Consider the following 15,302-nt stretch of genomic DNA (forward strand, 5'->3'; position numbering starts at 1 on the left):
GCCAGTATTCCAACCCCAAGCTACCTGACATTCCCCCGCAACACGCCCACCACTTCCTGCAACCGCGCGGGCGTCGCCGCTTCCACCGCCACCGGCTGACCCGCGACCAACACCACCCGCGACCAGATCCGATGAAAGAACCCCTTGTTCGGATCGCGACTGAAGAAGCTCCCCCACAACCCCTGCAATGCCATTGGAATCACCGGAACCGGCGTCTCCTCCAGAATGCGCGTCAGCCCGCCACGGAACTCATTCATTTCACCATCAGCCGTCAACTTGCCTTCCGGGAAGATGCACACCAACTCCCCATCCTTCAGATACTGGGCAATCCGCGTGAAGGCTTTTTCGTAGATCTGGATATCTTCATTACGACCCGCAATCGGAATCGCCCCGGCAGTGCGGAAGATAAAATTCAGCACCGGCAAGCGGTAGATCTTGTAGTACGTCACGAAGCGAATCGGCCGACGCACCGCGCCGCCAATCAGCAGCGCATCGACAAACGACACGTGGTTGCACACCAGCAACGCCGCACCTTCATCCGGAATGGCTTCCAGGTTGCGATGCTCGACGCGGTACATGGAATGGCTGAGCAGCCAGATCATGAAACGCATGGTGAACTCGGGGACGATCCTGAAGATGTAGGTGTTGACCGCGATGTTGAGCAGCGACACCACCAGGAACAACTCGGGGATCGACAGCTTGGCCACGCTCAACAGCAGGATCGACACAATCGCCGACACCACCATGAACAGTGCGTTGAGAATGTTGTTGGCCGCGATCACCCGGGCGCGCTCGTTCTCGGCAGTGCGCGACTGGATCAGCGCGTACAGCGGCACGATATAAAAGCCACCGAATACGCCGAGGCCGAGGATATCGAACAACACCCACCACGCCTGGCCGTAACCGAGCACGGCCAACCAGTCGTTGGCCTGCACGTTCTGCGCAAAGCCGCCGGAGTGCCACCACAGCAGCAAGCCAAACACCGTCAGGCCAAATGAACCGAACGGCACCAGACCGATTTCGACCTTACGCCCGGAGAGTTTTTCGCAGAGCATCGACCCCAGCGCGATGCCCACCGAGAACACCGTGAGAATCAGCGTCACCACGGTTTCATCGCCGTACAGCCACTCCTTGGCGTAGGCCGGGATCTGCGTCAGGTAGATCGCGCCGACAAACCAGAACCACGAGTTGCCGACGATGGAACGCGACACTGCCGGCGTCTGCCCCAGGCCCAGGCGCAATGTGGCCCACGACTCGCTGAAGATATTCCAGTTCAAGCGCAACCCTGGCGTAGAAGCCGCTGCCCGCGGAATGCTGCGGCTGGCCAGATAACCCAGCACTGCCACGCCGACGATCGCCACCGACACCACCGGCGCGTACTGGGTGGACGACATTATGATGCCGGCGCCGATGGTGCCGGCCAGGATCGCCAGGAACGTGCCCATTTCCACCAGGCCGTTGCCACCGACCAACTCATCTTCATGCAGGGCCTGGGGCATGATCGAGTACTTCACCGGACCGAACAGTGCCGAGTGCGTGCCCATGGCAAACAGCGCCAGCAGCATCAGTTCCAGATGATTGAACAGAAAGCCCGTGGCGCCCACGGTCATGATCACGATCTCCCCCACCTTGATCGCGCGGATCAACGCATCCTTGTTGAATTTCTCGCCAAACTGCCCAGCCAATGCCGAGAACAGGAAGAACGGCAGGATGAACAGCAGCGCACAGAGGTTGACCCAAATGGAGCGGTCACCCTCGATAGTGAGTTTGTAGAGAATGGCGAGGATCAGCGATTGCTTGAAGATGTTGTCGTTGAAGGCACCCAGCAACTGGGTGACAAAAAAAGGCAAGAAGCGCCGCGTGCGCAGCAAGGTGAATTGCGAGGTGTGGCTCATCGTCCGTGTTCCTGCGTGGCCTAATCGTTATCAGGCCACGACTTTACCTAAACCCGCTTACTTATTCGCTAGTCCTGCAATGCACGGTGAAACAAAAAGTTCGCCTTTATAGGCGCCCTGCACGGTGCGCTTGGCGACGATCAGCCACATCAGCGCCAAAGCCAGCACCAGCACGCTGCCAAATACGCTGAAGAACCCGAGATGCAACACGTTCGCCAGCTTCAGTGTGGCCAGCGCATAAACCCCCAAGGGAAAGGTAAAGCCCCACCAGCCGAGGTTGAATGGAATGCCAGCGCGCAGGTAACGCAGGGTGATCAACACCGCTATCAGCATCCACCACAAGCCGAAGCCCCACAACGTGATGCCCGCCACCAGGCCCAGGCCGTTGGCCATCTCGCCGACACCGGGCAAGCCATTGGCCGCAAAGATCGCCGGCGCATCACCGCCCAGCAGCAACATGCCGAGTGCGCCGGTACCGATAGGGCCAAGGGCCAGCCAGCTCGACGCAGCCATGTTGGCGTGCGGCAACTTATGCAAAGCCATGCGCAGCATCAGGATGGTCAAGATGCTGAATGCCACCGGCAGCGAAAATGCCCACAACACGTAGCTCGTCACCAGCATCACCAGTTGCCCATGGGCGTCGACCAGGTGCGGCGCCAGCAGACCACCGCTGGCGGCGGCAACTTCGGCCGCCACTACCGGCAGCAGCCATACGGCAGTCATCTGGTCGATGCTGTGTTCCTGACGGGTAAACATCATGAACGGAATCAGCACACCGCAAGCCAGGGCCATCGCCACGTCCAACCACCACAGGGCTTGCGCCAAAGGCACCACATCACTGCCCCAGCGCGGCAGGCCGAACAACAGCAAACCGTTGAGAATGGTCGCCAGGCCCATCGGAATGGTGCCGAAGAACATCGAAACCGTAGAGTGGCCGAAGATTCGCCGCGCCTCGTGGAAAAACATGACCCAGCGCGTGGCGTACAACACGCTGAACACCACAAACAGGCCGATGGTAAACATCCACAGCCCTTCGGCGACGGCATGCAGACCCGGCACACTGATCGGCAGCTGTGCCAGCGCAAGCGCCAGCACGCCGGTGCCCATGGTCGCGGCAAACCAGTTGGGCGTGAATTGACGAATCACTTCCCGAGGTCGGGTCAGGTGGCTGAAAGGTTTGTAGCTAGGGGTATTCGCGCACGTCATGGTGGTCATCCTCTTCCTCATATGAGGTTGAAGCCATCATAGAACCTGATCGAATATCTATATAACGGGTAATATCTCTATCTGTTATCTATTTCGCCAATACAAGGATATCAGCTACACCGCTGGCCTGGTCCGCGCCGTCGCCTGCCATAGCAATCCGGCCAATGCACCGAGGGCCAAAACGATGAGCACGGCACCGTAGCCGTCGGTAGTGGCGATCAAGCCATAGACCCGGCTCAGGTTACCCGCAAGCAGCGCCGGCAGGCAGAACGCCAGGTAGCTCAACACATAGAACGCCGACATCAGACCCGCCCGTTCATGGGGCAACGCCAAGCCGACGATACTGCGCACACTGCCCATGAACCCGCCGCCGAAACCGAAGCCGGCAATCACACTGGCGACGAAGAACAGCCACAGGCTGGCGCTCTGCACCGCCACCAACAACAGTGCCACCCCGGTGGCCAACAATGCTGCCGACAGGCGCATGACGTTATCTGCCGGGCGGTCACGCAGGCTGTAGATCATCACCGCACCACTGAGCGTTACCACCGCCACCAGCCCACCACCGATCAGGTGCGAGGTCGACCCCGTTGCAGCCCGTACCAGCGAAGGCGCCAGGGAGGAAAAGAAACCACCCAATGCCCATACCGCCACATTCAATGGCATCGCCAGCCACAAGGCACGACGCGCCTGTTGGGGGACGTGCAGGGTCGGCGCCAGCGACTTCAAGGCACCCGATATGCGGCTGACGGTTTCCGGCAAGCGCCATACATACAGCGCCTGCAGCAGCATCAGTGCCAGCATCGCGAAATAAATCAATTGGGTCGGCCGTGGTGCAAATTCCACCAGCAGGCCACTGCCCAAACCACCACTGGCCATACCCAGCAGCGGCGCAAGGCTATTGAGCATCGGGCCACGGGTACGGTCGGTGTCGAGCAAGGTCGCACTCAATACCGCTGTCGCCATGCCAGTGGCGAAACCTTGCAGAGCGCGGGCGGCAATCAGGTACGCGGTGCTGTCAGCATTGATAAACAGCAGCATCGCCAGCATATTCAGGATCAATGCCGCGAAAATCACCGGTTTTCGTCCCAGGTAATCCGACAGCGACCCCACAGTCAGCAACGCTGCCAGCAGACTCACGGCATACACGCCGAAGACCACCGTCAACATGGCCGCCGAGAAATGCAGGTTGTCTTGATACACCTGATACAACGGCGTGGGTGCGCTGGACGCAGCGAGAAAGGTCAGTATCGTCACCACCAGGAACGCCAGATTGGAACGATGGGAAGTAAGGCTGGACATGGGCACGCTCCGCTAAAGCTAATATTTTGCTTTTTCGGAGTGTGCTACCAGAAAGCGCTTAAAGCAAATTCTTTGTGTTAAGGTTTTACACATGGCGATAAAAGAAGGCCTTCGCCCGGGAGGCCGTAGTGCCCGGGTCCAAGAATCAGTGCACAGCGCTGCCCGCCAATTGCTGGAAGCCCATGAGCGCTCCAGCGTTACCGTGCCGATGATTGCGGCACGGGCAGGCGTCACGCCGTCCACCATTTACCGGCGTTGGGGTGACCTGTCCGCCCTGCTCGCCGACGTGGCCCTGGAACGCCTGCGCCCTGACGGCGAACCCGCCAACACCGGTACCCTGCGCGGCGACTTGCGCGCCTGGGGCGAACAATACCTGGATGAAATGAGTTCGGAGCTGGGGCGCAATATGATGCGCGACGTGCAGTGCAGCCATCCCAGGGACTATTGCAGCAACATTCTGATGGGCCAGTTGCAGATCATTCTTGATCGTTACCAAAACACCGCCGCCCCACTACCGACCCTGGACAGGTTGCTGAACCTGATTGCCGCGCCGACGGTGTATCGCAGCCTGTTTTCCAGCGCACCGCTGCCGGTTGAAGAACTGCATGAGCTGATCGAACTGGCTCTGCAAGCCTGAAGCCCTGCAAAACCAAATGTAAAAGGGGGCGTGCGCCCGATGCCAGTGTGTCAGTCAGTGAATAAGGACTGAACCACCACCATCGGGGCACGCCCCCTCTCACATTTTACTGCCGGCATTCAGTCAGTCAGGTGCGCATCCCGCGCCCGCTCACCAGCAACCGCGCGCAACCGATATACAGCACCACGGTTGCGATCAGCATGAAGGTGATCGCCACGCTGATCTTGATATCCGACACGCCCAGGATGCCGTAGCGAAACGCGTTGACCATATGCAGAACCGGGTTGGCCAGCGACACGGTCTGCCAGAACGGCGGCAGCAGGGTGATGGAGTAGAACACCCCGCCCAGGTAGGTCAGCGGCGTCAGCACGAAGGTCGGGATGATCGAAATATCATCGAAGTTGCGTGCAAATACGGCGTTGATAAACCCCAGCAGCGAGAAAATCGTCGCCGTCAGCACCACCACCAACAGGGTGACCCCAAGGTGATGCACCTGCAGGTGGGTGAAGAACAACGACAGCAAGGTCACGATCACCCCGACCATCAAGCCCCGCAGAACGCCGCCCAGGGTGTAGCCGATCAGAATGGTGTGGGGCGATACCGGCGATACCATCAGCTCTTCGATGGAGCGCTGGAATTTGCTACCGAAGAAACTCGAGACCACGTTACCGTAGGAGTTGGTGATCACCGACATCATGATCAGCCCGGGCACGATGTACTCCATGTAGGTAAAACCACCCATGTCGCCGATCTGGCGGCCGATCAGGTTACCGAAGATCACGAAGTACAGGACCATGGTGATCGCCGGCGGCAGCAGGGTCTGCGGCCAGATCCGGGTAAAGCGCTTCACTTCGCGATAGACGATGGTTTGCAGGGCAACGAGGTTGGGTTGCAGTTCGGAACTCATACCGCCACCTTCGCCAGATTTTTCTCCACCAGGGACACGAACAACTCCTCAAGGCGATTGGTTTTGTTACGCAGGCTCAGCACTTCAATGTTCTGAGTCGCCAATTGGGTGAACAGCGCGGTGATGCCCATGGCCTTGTCCACCTGGACTTCCAGGGTGTGGCCATCGACCAGCCGGCTTGGGTAACCAAGCAACTGCGGCGGCGCCGACAGGTTGTTTTTCAGGTCCAGCAGGAAGGTTTCCACATGCAACTGGCCCAGCAGGTTACGCATGCTGGTGTTCTCGACGATGGTGCCGTGGTCGATGATGCCGATGTTGCGGCACAGTTGCTCAGCCTCTTCCAGGTAATGGGTAGTGAGGATGATGGTAATGCCCTGCTCGTTCAGCTCGGTGAGAAAGGTCCACATCGAGCGACGCAGTTCGATGTCCACGCCTGCGGTCGGTTCATCGAGGATCAGCAGGCGTGGTTGATGAACCAGCGCACGGGCAATCATCAAGCGGCGCTTCATACCCCCGGACAGCGAGCGCGATGGCACGTCGCGCTTGTCCCACAAGCCCAATTGGGTGAGGTACTGCTCGGCGCGCTCCTTGGCGACTTTGGCCGGGATGCCGTAGTAGCCGGCCTGGGTCACGACGATGTCGAAGGTCTTTTCGAACTGGTTGAAATTGAACTCCTGGGGTACCACGCCGATGGAGCGCTTGAGCGCCGCCGGGGATTTGTCCAGGTCATGACCAAAGATATTCACGGTGCCGCTGGTCTTGTTGACCAGGGTCGAGAGAATACCGATGGTGGTGGACTTGCCGGCGCCGTTGGGGCCGAGCAAGGCGAAGAAGTCACCTTCGGCAACGTCCAGATCGATACCACTCAAGGCCTGGAAACCGTTGCCGTAGGTTTTGGTTAGCTGCCGGATGGACAGAGCGGAACTCATATCGGATTACGCACCAAAGAAGGGAATAGAAGAAATAGATGAGGGCGCATCGCAGGTAGTTCAACCCGCGATGCACGGGCATGGTGCGTGCCCACGTCGCACAAGTACAGTCACCCGTATTAATAGTAGGTATTAAGTCAACGCGGTCATCACCGCTTTGCGGTAGGCCGGGCGTTGCTGCAAACGCTGGTACCAGGCTTCCAGATGGGGCATTGCAGGGCGCTCGATAGGCATTTCGAACCAGGCATAAACGAAGCAGCCCAGGGGAATATCGCCCATGCCGAATGCGTCGCCGGACAGGTAAGGCTGTTCGGCCAGGGCCTTGTCCACGGTAGCCAATGCATCGATACAGGCCTGGCGCCCCGCGTTGATGCTGTCCCAGTTCTGTTTTTCCGCCGGGGTACGCACGATGCCCCAGAACACTGCCTTGAACGGCTCGGCGAGGGTCGACGTGGTCCAGTCCATCCACTTTTCGGCATTGGCGCGGGCTTGCAGGTCGCTCGGGTAAAACGCCGACGCATGCTTGGCGCACAGGTAACGCACGATGGTGTTGGATTCCCACAGCACAAAGTCACCATCTTCGATCACCGGCACCCGGCCATTGGGATTCATTGCCCGGTATTGCGGCGTGTCGACCACACCAAAAGCCCCGCCCGCATCAATTGCCTCATAGTCCAGGCCGAGCTCCTCGGCACACCACAGTGCTTTCCTGACATTTGATGAATTTTTACGACCCCAGATTTTCAGCATGACCGCGCCTTATCGTGAATGAACATGGCTTGATGAATGCAGCAGCATACGCCGGTTCACCCGCGGCTTAAATCGCTGTGCATATCGCCCAGCAGGGTCGGCATGTCCCCGGTAAACAGGTGTGGGTAACACTGCTGAATGTGGGCGAAGAAAAGCGCTTCGGGCACGTCGGCAAACTGCCCGTGGTCCAGCACGTATTCCATCGAACGCCGGCCCTGGCGGTTGAATGCGTGGAACACGCTGTCGTGAAGGCCATCGAACTCCAGCGGCGGTACATCGAACAACTCGCACAGTTGCTGGTTGAACGCCGGCGTCGCCTTGACCCAGCGGCCACGCAGGTACAACTCGGTGTAGCCATGCATGGCGAACACATCACTCTTGAGCAGTGCGATCAGGCGGGGGGTCGACAGATGATTGCGCACATCCGCCAGGCCGATGCGCGCCGGGATACCGCAGTGGCGGGCACAGGCGGCAAGCAAGGTGGCCTTGGGCACGCAGTAGCTCTCGCCGGCGGCCAGGGCGAAGCTGGCCTTGAGGCTGTCAGGATCATGGCTGAATGTGTAAGGGTTATAGCGAATCGCCTCACGCACGGCGTAGTAAAGACTGACTGCCTGGTCACATAAATCCGCGCTGGGACCGCGATGTTTTTCGGCGAACTCCACCACTGCGGGGTGGTCACTATCGATGAAGCGGCTGGGACGCAGGTACGTATCCATAAGCGTTATCTCCGAGACAAGCCTGGAGTCTAACGACAGGGCTGCCCTGGCAATAACGACGATTCGGCCAAATGTCGGCGCCTGGTGAGGGTGCTCCCAGTACAACTCGTTACACCCTGATCACCGCGCTTTTTCGGATGCCGACTAAGCTCCAAGGTGGTTTCGCCCCTGGTTTCACGGAGGATTGAATATGCTGTTGTTGTGGATACTGGTTCTAGTGCTCGGTATTGCCTACCTGGCACACCGTCGCACCGCGCCCCTGCCCGCCTTGGGCGTGGTCGCCGTTTACCTGCTGGCGATGGGCGCCTGGAGCCATGCACCGGGCTGGCTGCTGCTGATCTTCTGGGTGCTGATCGCGGCCGTGGCCGCGCCTCTGCTGCTGCCCGACCTGCGCCGCCAATACTTCACCAAGCCGCTGTTCAACTGGTTCCAGAAAGTCCTGCCGCCGATGTCCGAGACCGAGCGCGATGCGATCGATGCCGGCACCGTGTGGTGGGATGGCGAACTGTTCAGCGGCCGCCCCGACTGGGACAAGTTGCTGGCTTATCCCAAGGCGCAGCTGACTGAAGAAGAACAGGCGTTCATCGACGGCCCCACCGAAGAACTCTGCGCCATGGTCAGTGACTGGGAAATCGGCCAGGCCATGGACCTGCCGCCCGCCGCCTGGGAGCACATCAAGACTCATGGCTTCTTCGCGCTGATCATCCCCAAGGAGTACGGCGGCAAAGGCTTCTCTGCCTATGCCCACTCCCAGGTGGCGATGAAGCTGGCCACCCGCAGCGGCGACCTCGCCTCGACCGTGATGGTGCCCAACTCCCTCGGCCCGGCCGAGTTGCTGCTGCATTACGGCACCGACGAACAACGCAACCACTACCTGCCGCGCCTGGCGCGTGGCGATGATATTCCCTGCTTCGCCCTGACTGGCCCGTTGGCCGGCTCCGATGCGGGCGCGATGCCCGACACCGGTGTGATCTGCAAGGGCGAATGGGAAGGCAAGGAAACACTCGGCCTGCGCCTGAATTGGGAAAAACGCTACATCACCCTCGGCCCGGTCGCAACGCTGCTCGGCCTGGCCTTCAAGGCTCATGACCCGGACCATCTGCTGGGTGAAGAAGAAGACCTGGGTATCAGCCTCGCGCTGATCCCCACCGACACTCCGGGCGTGGAAATCGGCCGCCGCCACCTGCCCCTGGGTGCCGCGTTCATGAACGGCCCGAACTCCGGCAAGGATGTGTTCATCCCGCTGGAATTCCTCATCGGTGGCCGGGAAATGCTCGGCAAAGGCTGGATGATGCTGATGAATTGCCTGTCGGTAGGCCGTTCGATTTCGCTGCCTGCCGTGGGCACCGGCGCCGCCAAGTTCACCAGCCTGGTGACCGGCCAGTACGCTCAGGTACGCGAACAGTTCAACGTACCGCTGTCGGCCTTCGAAGGTATCCAGGAAGCCCTGGCGCGCATCGGCGGCAACGCCTGGCTGATGGACAGCGCACGCATGCTTACCGCCAACGCCGTGGACCTAGGGGAAAAACCGTCGGTGCTGTCGGCGATCCTCAAGTACCACCTTACCGAACGCGGTCGCGAGTGCATCAGCCACGCCATGGATGTGCACGGCGGCAAGGGCATCATCATGGGCCCGAACAACTACCTGGGCCGTAACTGGCAGGGCGCGCCGATTTTCATCACCGTCGAAGGCGCGAACATCCTGTCGCGTAACCTGATGATCTTCGGCCAGGGCGCCATTCGCTGCCATCCGTTCGTGCTCAAGGAAATGGCCCTGGCCGGTCGCGAAGACCATGACCAGGCACTCAAGGAGTTCGATGGCCTGCTGCTGCAGCACATCGGTTTCGCCGTGAGCAACGCCGCCAGCACGCTGGTCCTGAACCTCGGTGCAGGGCATTTCGAGAAAGCCCCGGGCAACCGCTTGAGCCAGGGTTACTTCCGCGCCTTGAACCGCCAGGCCGCTGCGTTCGCCCTGCTCGCCGACTTGAGCATGATGCTGCTCGGCGGCGAATTGAAACGTCGTGAACGCCTCTCGGCACGCCTGGGCGATGTGCTGAGCCATATGTACCTGGCATCGGCCGCGCTCAAGCGTTATCACGACCTGGATTCGCCGGACCACCTGGAGCCGCTGTTCGCCTGGGCCATGGAAGAAAGCCTCGGCAAGTCGGAGCGTGCACTGGATGAACTGTTGAGCAACTTCCCGAACAAAGTACTCGGTTGCCTGTTGCGGGTGATCGTATTCCCGTTCGGGCGTCGCCATACCGGGCCGTCCGATGCGCTGGATGCCGAAGTGGCCGCAGTGATCGGCCGTGCCAAGGGCGATCCGACCCTGGAGGAGTTGCTGGCCGGCTGCTACCGCCCGCAATCGGCGGACGATCCGGTGGGCGCACTGCAACACGCCTACGACCTGCTCGGTGCCAGCCATCCATTGCAGAAAAAACTGCACGCTGCACTCAAAAGCGGCCAGGTCAGGCCGACTGCGGGCGAACACGTCATCGATGCCGCGCTGGACGCGGGTGCGCTGCAGGCCGCCGAAGCGCAGACGCTGCGTGAGGCTGAAGCCGCACGGCGCAAGGTGATCGACGTGGACGACTTCAGCAAGGAAGAACTGGCCAAGGCTGAGGGTAAAGTCCGCTGAGTCGAGCGGTCATATAATTACGGGCGCTTGAGCTATATACTCTCGCGCCCGTTTTTGCTTTAGAGGACTTATCTCGTGTCCAACGCCGTTGCCGATCATCTCGTCTTGCTCGACCACCTGCGCAGCATCCTGGTTGCCGTCGGCGAAGCCGAACAGGTACCCGAGGAAAGCCATGCGCTGTTCCTTGAGCGTTTCGACGAACTGCGCGCCCTGCTGCCGGTCGACCCAATCGAAAGCCAGTACCTGGGCCAGGACCTGATGAGCCAGGTCATCCTGCGTTACCCGCAAATTGCCCATCTGGTGCCGCGCGACCTGCTGTGGTTCTTTGGCGGCGATTGCCTGCATTTCATGCCGGACGAAGAGCTGGAGATGTACCAGGCCCTGGAAGAGCGTCGCTATGAGGCCGAACAGAACGACGAACCGTTCGACTGGAACCAGGAAAAGCAACTGCTGGCCATGCCGGATGACCAAAGCAAGCACTGAGGCCGTCACAGAATGCATGCGTAAGGGGTTTGCCCTCTTACGCATTTCCAACCGCGCTTCTAGCGTCGACGCAATGTCGGCTCAGTCGCCATGCACTCCACCAGGTAATCAATAAACACGCGCAATTTCGGCGGCAGATAGCGCGTCGGCGAATGCAGCAACCACGCCTCGCCGTGGTAGGACGCAATAAAATCCCACTCCGGCAGTACCTGTACCAAACGCCCCTCCTCCATGGCATGCCGCGCAGTGAAGTACGGCAAGCTGCCAATACCCACATGCTGCAACACCGCATCCAGCCGCACCCCGGTATGGTTCGCCGCGTAACGCCCACGCACCCCTACGGTCACGGTTTTGCTGCCCTGGCGGAATTTCCAGCGGGAATCTCCCGGGGTCTCACCCAGGTAAATGCAACTGTGCTCCAGCAAATCATGGGGATGCAGGGGCGTACCCTGCTCGGCCAAATAGTCCGGCGTCGCGCACAATAAATGCTCGATGGGCAACAACTGCCGGCCCACCAGGCCCGGCGGCGGGCTGTCGGTGATGCGGATGCTCAGGTCGACGTTGTCATCAATCATATCGACATGCCGATCCTCCAGGATCAGTTGCACATCCACCTTGGGGTAGCGCCGCAAAAACTCCGGCATGTGCGGATGTACCACAAACCGCCCCACCGCCTTCGGCACGCTGACCCGCACCAGGCCCTCGGCTTCATGGGTGAATTGACCGCTGATTTCCATCACCGAACGCGCCGCGCTCACCATCTCGCGGCAGCGCTTGAACACTTCCTCGCCCCCCTCGCTCAAGCGCAACTTGCGTGTGGTGCGTTGCAACAGCCGCGTGGCCAGGGCCTGTTCCAGGCGCGAGATGCTGCGGCTCACTGCCGAGGGCGAAACGCTCAGTTGCCGCGCGGCCTCGGAGAAGCTGCCGGTTTCCACCACCTTGACGAAAATCGCCATTTCACCCAGCAGCGGCAAAGGAAGATTGATGCTCATGACGCACAGGTCCATTGATATTTGAACGGATTATCACTCATCTACGCACTATTTATACTGCTGCTAGAACCCTGATGCGGATGTAACCCGATGACCGAGCGCCTGTTCTTTACCCACGACCACCTGACAGCCGAACTTGAAGTGCTCGCCTGCACACCGCACGAGGATCGGTTTGCAGTCACCTTGCATTCGACGATCTTTCATCCCCAAGGTGGCGGGCAGCCCTCCGACACCGGTTGGCTCGGTGAAAGCAACGTACTGCATGTGACCCAGGAAGCCGACCGCCTCGTTCACTACGTGGACAAGCCAGTTGCGCTGGGGACCGTCACCGCACGGGTCGACGAACGACGCCGCGCCCTCTACACCCGCCTGCATTCTGCCGGGCACCTGATCGGTAATGCCGGGGAAAACCTGGGCTGGATGCCGATCAAGGCGCATCACTGGCCGGGCGAAGGCAAAATCACATTTATCCGCGGGGAAACAGCACAAGCCATAGATGCCGGGGTAATCCAGCAGCAGATCGATCAATGGGTCGCCGCTGACTATTCGCGTTACATGACGTTGGAAGACGGTAAGCGGGAGGTCGGGTTCGGCGCGTTGCCGGCGTATGCCTGCGGCGGCACACACGTGCAATGGCTGAGCGAATTGGGCCAGGTAACGATCCTGGCCCTGTCGGAGAAAAAAGGCACGCTGTCGGTGCGCTACAGCCTGGATTAAAGCGCAATCGCCCCCGCTCGCCCCGCCTCCACCACAAATGTCTTGAGGGTCGATACCGTGGCGGTGGGGTCTCGCGGGTCGCTAATCACCCGGAAGCTCGTCAACATTTTCTGCTCCTCCAGCGCCACCGACACATAGCCGCGCTGACGGCTGTCGAAGAACTTCACATGGGGGTTGAGCGGCAGGATCTGGGTGAAGGCGTCAAACGGCGGGCCGTCGGACGTCACTGAAGTGCCGACGAATTCGGTCGCGACAACGGGTGAGTCCAGGTCACCGGCGTCAGCGTGCAGATCCGTGGTCCAGAACGAGTGGATATCGCCGCCCCAGAACACCGGGTTTTTCACCTGTCGATGCTGGATCGACGCCAACATGCGCTCGCGGTTGGCCATATAGCCGTCCCACCCATCGGTCCAGCGCCCAGGCTTGTGGTTGGTCAGATCGCGTTGAGTCAGCGGTGCCACTAACAGGTCCTGGGCGATGACATTCCACTGCGCCTTTGATTCGGCGAACCCTCGGTCCAGCCAGGCCTCCTGCTCCCAGCCGAGCATCGTGCGGTTGGGCGCGCGCAAGTCGGTGCAGGTAGTGTCGGCGACATGCCCCTGGTGACTGCCGTTGGGGAGAATGCACGGCTGTTCCGAACGGTATTGGCGCCCGTCCAGTACATGGAAGCGCGCTAGTCGGCCGTAGTCCAGGCGCCGATAGATGCGCATATCCGGTCCTCTCGGCACGCTGCCCGCGCGCAGTGGCATATGCTCGTAAAAGGCTTGGTAGGCTGCCGCCCGTTGCTGCAGGAATTGCTTCACCGATACTTTCGGGTCCTGGGACCAGCGATTGGCGTAGTCGTTCTGTACCTCGTGGTCATCCCAGGTCGCCACGCTGGGCGCGGCGGCGTGCAAGGCCTGCAGGTCCGGGTCGGTTTTGTACAACGCGTAACGGTTGCGATAGTCGCTCAGGCTCACTGCGTTGCCACTGCCGTGCGGGCGAATGATCTTGCCGGAGTCAACCGCGTAGGAACTGTCGTAGATGTAGTCGCCAAGGAAAAACACCAAGTCGGGCTGCTCTGACGCGAGGTGACGGTAGGCGCTGAAATACCCGCGCTCCCAATGCGAGCACGATACAAACCCCACCCTCGCCGATGCCATTGCATGCAATGGCGGCGCGGTGCTTACCCGCCCCACCGGGCTCTGTGCCCCGAGCCCTTCGAACTGGTACCAATATGGCCTGCCTGAATCCAGCCCGGCCACCTCGATATGCACCGAATGGGCAAACCGTTCGGTCGCCATCACCTCGCCTTGCTTGACGAGGCGCGTCATCGCCGCATCACTGGCCACCCGCCAACGCACTGGCACCGCACGGTTCAACCCACCGCGTCCATCCGCGGCATTGAACAGTGGCGCCAGGCGCGTCCAGATCACAAAACCATCCGGCAATGGGTCGCCCGATGCCACACCGAGGGTAAACGGATAGTCCACCCCGGCACTGCGGGCAAAAGGGCTGAGGATCGAAAACGCCGTCGCTAACGCAATGCCGGAGAGCACCCGGCGGCGGCCATGGTCCACTGCGCCGCTCACAACCGGCGCGCCCAGTCGTCACGCACCGTGGCAAACCCGAGCAAGTCCTCATACACGCCATTTTTGAGAAACGCCTGACGCAGGCAGCCTTCATAGCGCAGGCCGATTTTTTCCATGACCCGTGCCGATTCCTTGTTGCGGCCAAAACACTGGCTGCCCACCCGCTGCAACCCCAGTTCGGTGAAGCCGAAGTCCGTCATTGCGCTCGCTGCTTCAGCGGCATAAACCTGATTGCGACAGTGCGCCGCCACCCAACCGCCGAGGTGGCCGTAGTGATGTCGAGTGCTGAGACGCAGGCTGATGATCCCCACCAATTCGCCGGTTGCATGCACATGCATGCCCAGGCTCAGCAACTCGCCTGCACGATATTTTTCTGCGATGGCGGCAATAAAAACCTGCGCCGTTTCCAAGGTGTAGGGCTCTGGAATATTGGCGGTGTTATCCGCGATTTTCGGCCCGTTGGCGAGTGTAAAGAGTACCTCGGCCTGGTCCGGCTCCAGTGGCCGCAGCAGTAAACGCGGTGTGGACAAGTGAGGCAGTTCAGTCGACATGCGGGGCG

At 60.4% G+C, this 15,302-nt stretch carries 14 protein-coding genes; 4 read left to right on the forward strand and 10 right to left on the reverse strand.

Annotated features, from left to right (window positions below; genetic code table 11):
• Nucleotides 1–20: 20 nt before the first annotated feature.
• From EXW71_RS16285 to EXW71_RS16295, 3 genes are all read right to left on the reverse strand, one after another.
• Nucleotides 21–1,895 (reverse strand): MFS transporter, encoded by a 1,875-nt coding sequence (locus tag EXW71_RS16285; RefSeq protein ID WP_134659984.1) that lies wholly within the window; start codon nucleotides 1,893–1,895, stop codon nucleotides 21–23.
• A 57-nt stretch (nucleotides 1,896–1,952) separates the two neighbouring features.
• Nucleotides 1,953–3,101 (reverse strand): TDT family transporter, encoded by a 1,149-nt coding sequence (locus tag EXW71_RS16290; RefSeq protein ID WP_134659983.1) that lies wholly within the window; start codon nucleotides 3,099–3,101, stop codon nucleotides 1,953–1,955.
• 114 nt (nucleotides 3,102–3,215) lie between these two features.
• Nucleotides 3,216–4,403 (reverse strand): MFS transporter, encoded by a 1,188-nt coding sequence (locus tag EXW71_RS16295; RefSeq protein ID WP_134659982.1) that lies wholly within the window; start codon nucleotides 4,401–4,403, stop codon nucleotides 3,216–3,218.
• A 91-nt stretch (nucleotides 4,404–4,494) separates the two neighbouring features.
• On the opposite strand from EXW71_RS16295, the gene EXW71_RS16300 reads away from it, so the two are divergent.
• Nucleotides 4,495–5,040 (forward strand): TetR/AcrR family transcriptional regulator, encoded by a 546-nt coding sequence (locus EXW71_RS16300; RefSeq protein WP_134659981.1) that lies wholly within the window; start codon nucleotides 4,495–4,497, stop codon nucleotides 5,038–5,040.
• A gap of 127 nt (nucleotides 5,041–5,167) precedes the next feature.
• On the opposite strand, the gene EXW71_RS16305 is transcribed toward EXW71_RS16300, so the two are convergent.
• The 4 genes from EXW71_RS16305 to EXW71_RS16320 form a co-directional block, all read right to left on the reverse strand.
• Nucleotides 5,168–5,947, reverse strand: a complete 780-nt coding sequence (locus EXW71_RS16305) for an ABC transporter permease (RefSeq protein WP_060756954.1) — start codon at nucleotides 5,945–5,947, stop codon at nucleotides 5,168–5,170.
• A complete protein-coding gene (locus tag EXW71_RS16310; protein ID WP_123716847.1) occupies nucleotides 5,944–6,876 on the reverse strand; it encodes an ABC transporter ATP-binding protein in 933 nt (310 codons plus the stop codon). Before EXW71_RS16310 ends, EXW71_RS16305 begins: the two co-directional genes overlap by 4 nt.
• A gap of 132 nt (nucleotides 6,877–7,008) precedes the next feature.
• Entirely contained in the window at nucleotides 7,009–7,626 is a 618-nt protein-coding gene (locus tag EXW71_RS16315) for a glutathione S-transferase family protein (protein WP_123716846.1), read from the reverse strand.
• Nucleotides 7,627–7,682: 56 nt separating this feature from the next.
• A complete protein-coding gene (locus EXW71_RS16320; RefSeq protein ID WP_134659980.1) occupies nucleotides 7,683–8,342 on the reverse strand; it encodes a transglutaminase family protein in 660 nt (219 codons plus the stop codon).
• A gap of 190 nt (nucleotides 8,343–8,532) precedes the next feature.
• Between EXW71_RS16320 and EXW71_RS16325 the strand changes: the two genes are divergently transcribed.
• Both EXW71_RS16325 and EXW71_RS16330 read left to right on the forward strand, forming a co-directional pair.
• Nucleotides 8,533–10,980: an acyl-CoA dehydrogenase gene (locus tag EXW71_RS16325; RefSeq protein WP_134659979.1), complete on the forward strand. Its 2,448-nt coding sequence runs from the start codon at nucleotides 8,533–8,535 to the stop codon at nucleotides 10,978–10,980.
• Between the two features lie 75 nt (nucleotides 10,981–11,055).
• The gene (locus EXW71_RS16330) at nucleotides 11,056–11,463 is read left to right on the forward strand and encodes a PA2817 family protein (RefSeq protein WP_134659978.1); all 408 of its coding nucleotides are present in this window, start codon (nucleotides 11,056–11,058) and stop codon (nucleotides 11,461–11,463) included.
• Between the two features lie 59 nt (nucleotides 11,464–11,522).
• On the opposite strand, the gene EXW71_RS16335 is transcribed toward EXW71_RS16330, so the two are convergent.
• Nucleotides 11,523–12,455: a LysR family transcriptional regulator gene (locus EXW71_RS16335; RefSeq protein WP_134659977.1), complete on the reverse strand. Its 933-nt coding sequence runs from the start codon at nucleotides 12,453–12,455 to the stop codon at nucleotides 11,523–11,525.
• 90 nt (nucleotides 12,456–12,545) lie between these two features.
• Between EXW71_RS16335 and EXW71_RS16340 the strand changes: the two genes are divergently transcribed.
• On the forward strand, nucleotides 12,546–13,172 hold the full coding sequence (locus EXW71_RS16340) for an alanyl-tRNA editing protein (protein WP_134659976.1): 627 nt from the start codon (nucleotides 12,546–12,548) through the stop codon (nucleotides 13,170–13,172).
• Here the strand turns inward: EXW71_RS16340 and EXW71_RS16345 are convergent.
• Nucleotides 13,169–14,743, reverse strand: coding sequence for an alkaline phosphatase (locus EXW71_RS16345; RefSeq protein WP_134659975.1), 1,575 nt, complete (start codon nucleotides 14,741–14,743; stop codon nucleotides 13,169–13,171). The genes EXW71_RS16340 and EXW71_RS16345 overlap by 4 nt on opposite strands.
• The gene (locus tag EXW71_RS16350) at nucleotides 14,740–15,294 is read right to left on the reverse strand and encodes a GNAT family N-acetyltransferase (protein ID WP_134659974.1); all 555 of its coding nucleotides are present in this window, start codon (nucleotides 15,292–15,294) and stop codon (nucleotides 14,740–14,742) included. Before EXW71_RS16350 ends, EXW71_RS16345 begins: the two co-directional genes overlap by 4 nt.
• Nucleotides 15,295–15,302 lie beyond the last annotated feature (8 nt).

It is taken from the genome of Pseudomonas sp. BCA17 (assembly GCF_004519405.1).
Classification (GTDB): Bacteria; Pseudomonadota; Gammaproteobacteria; order Pseudomonadales; family Pseudomonadaceae; genus Aquipseudomonas.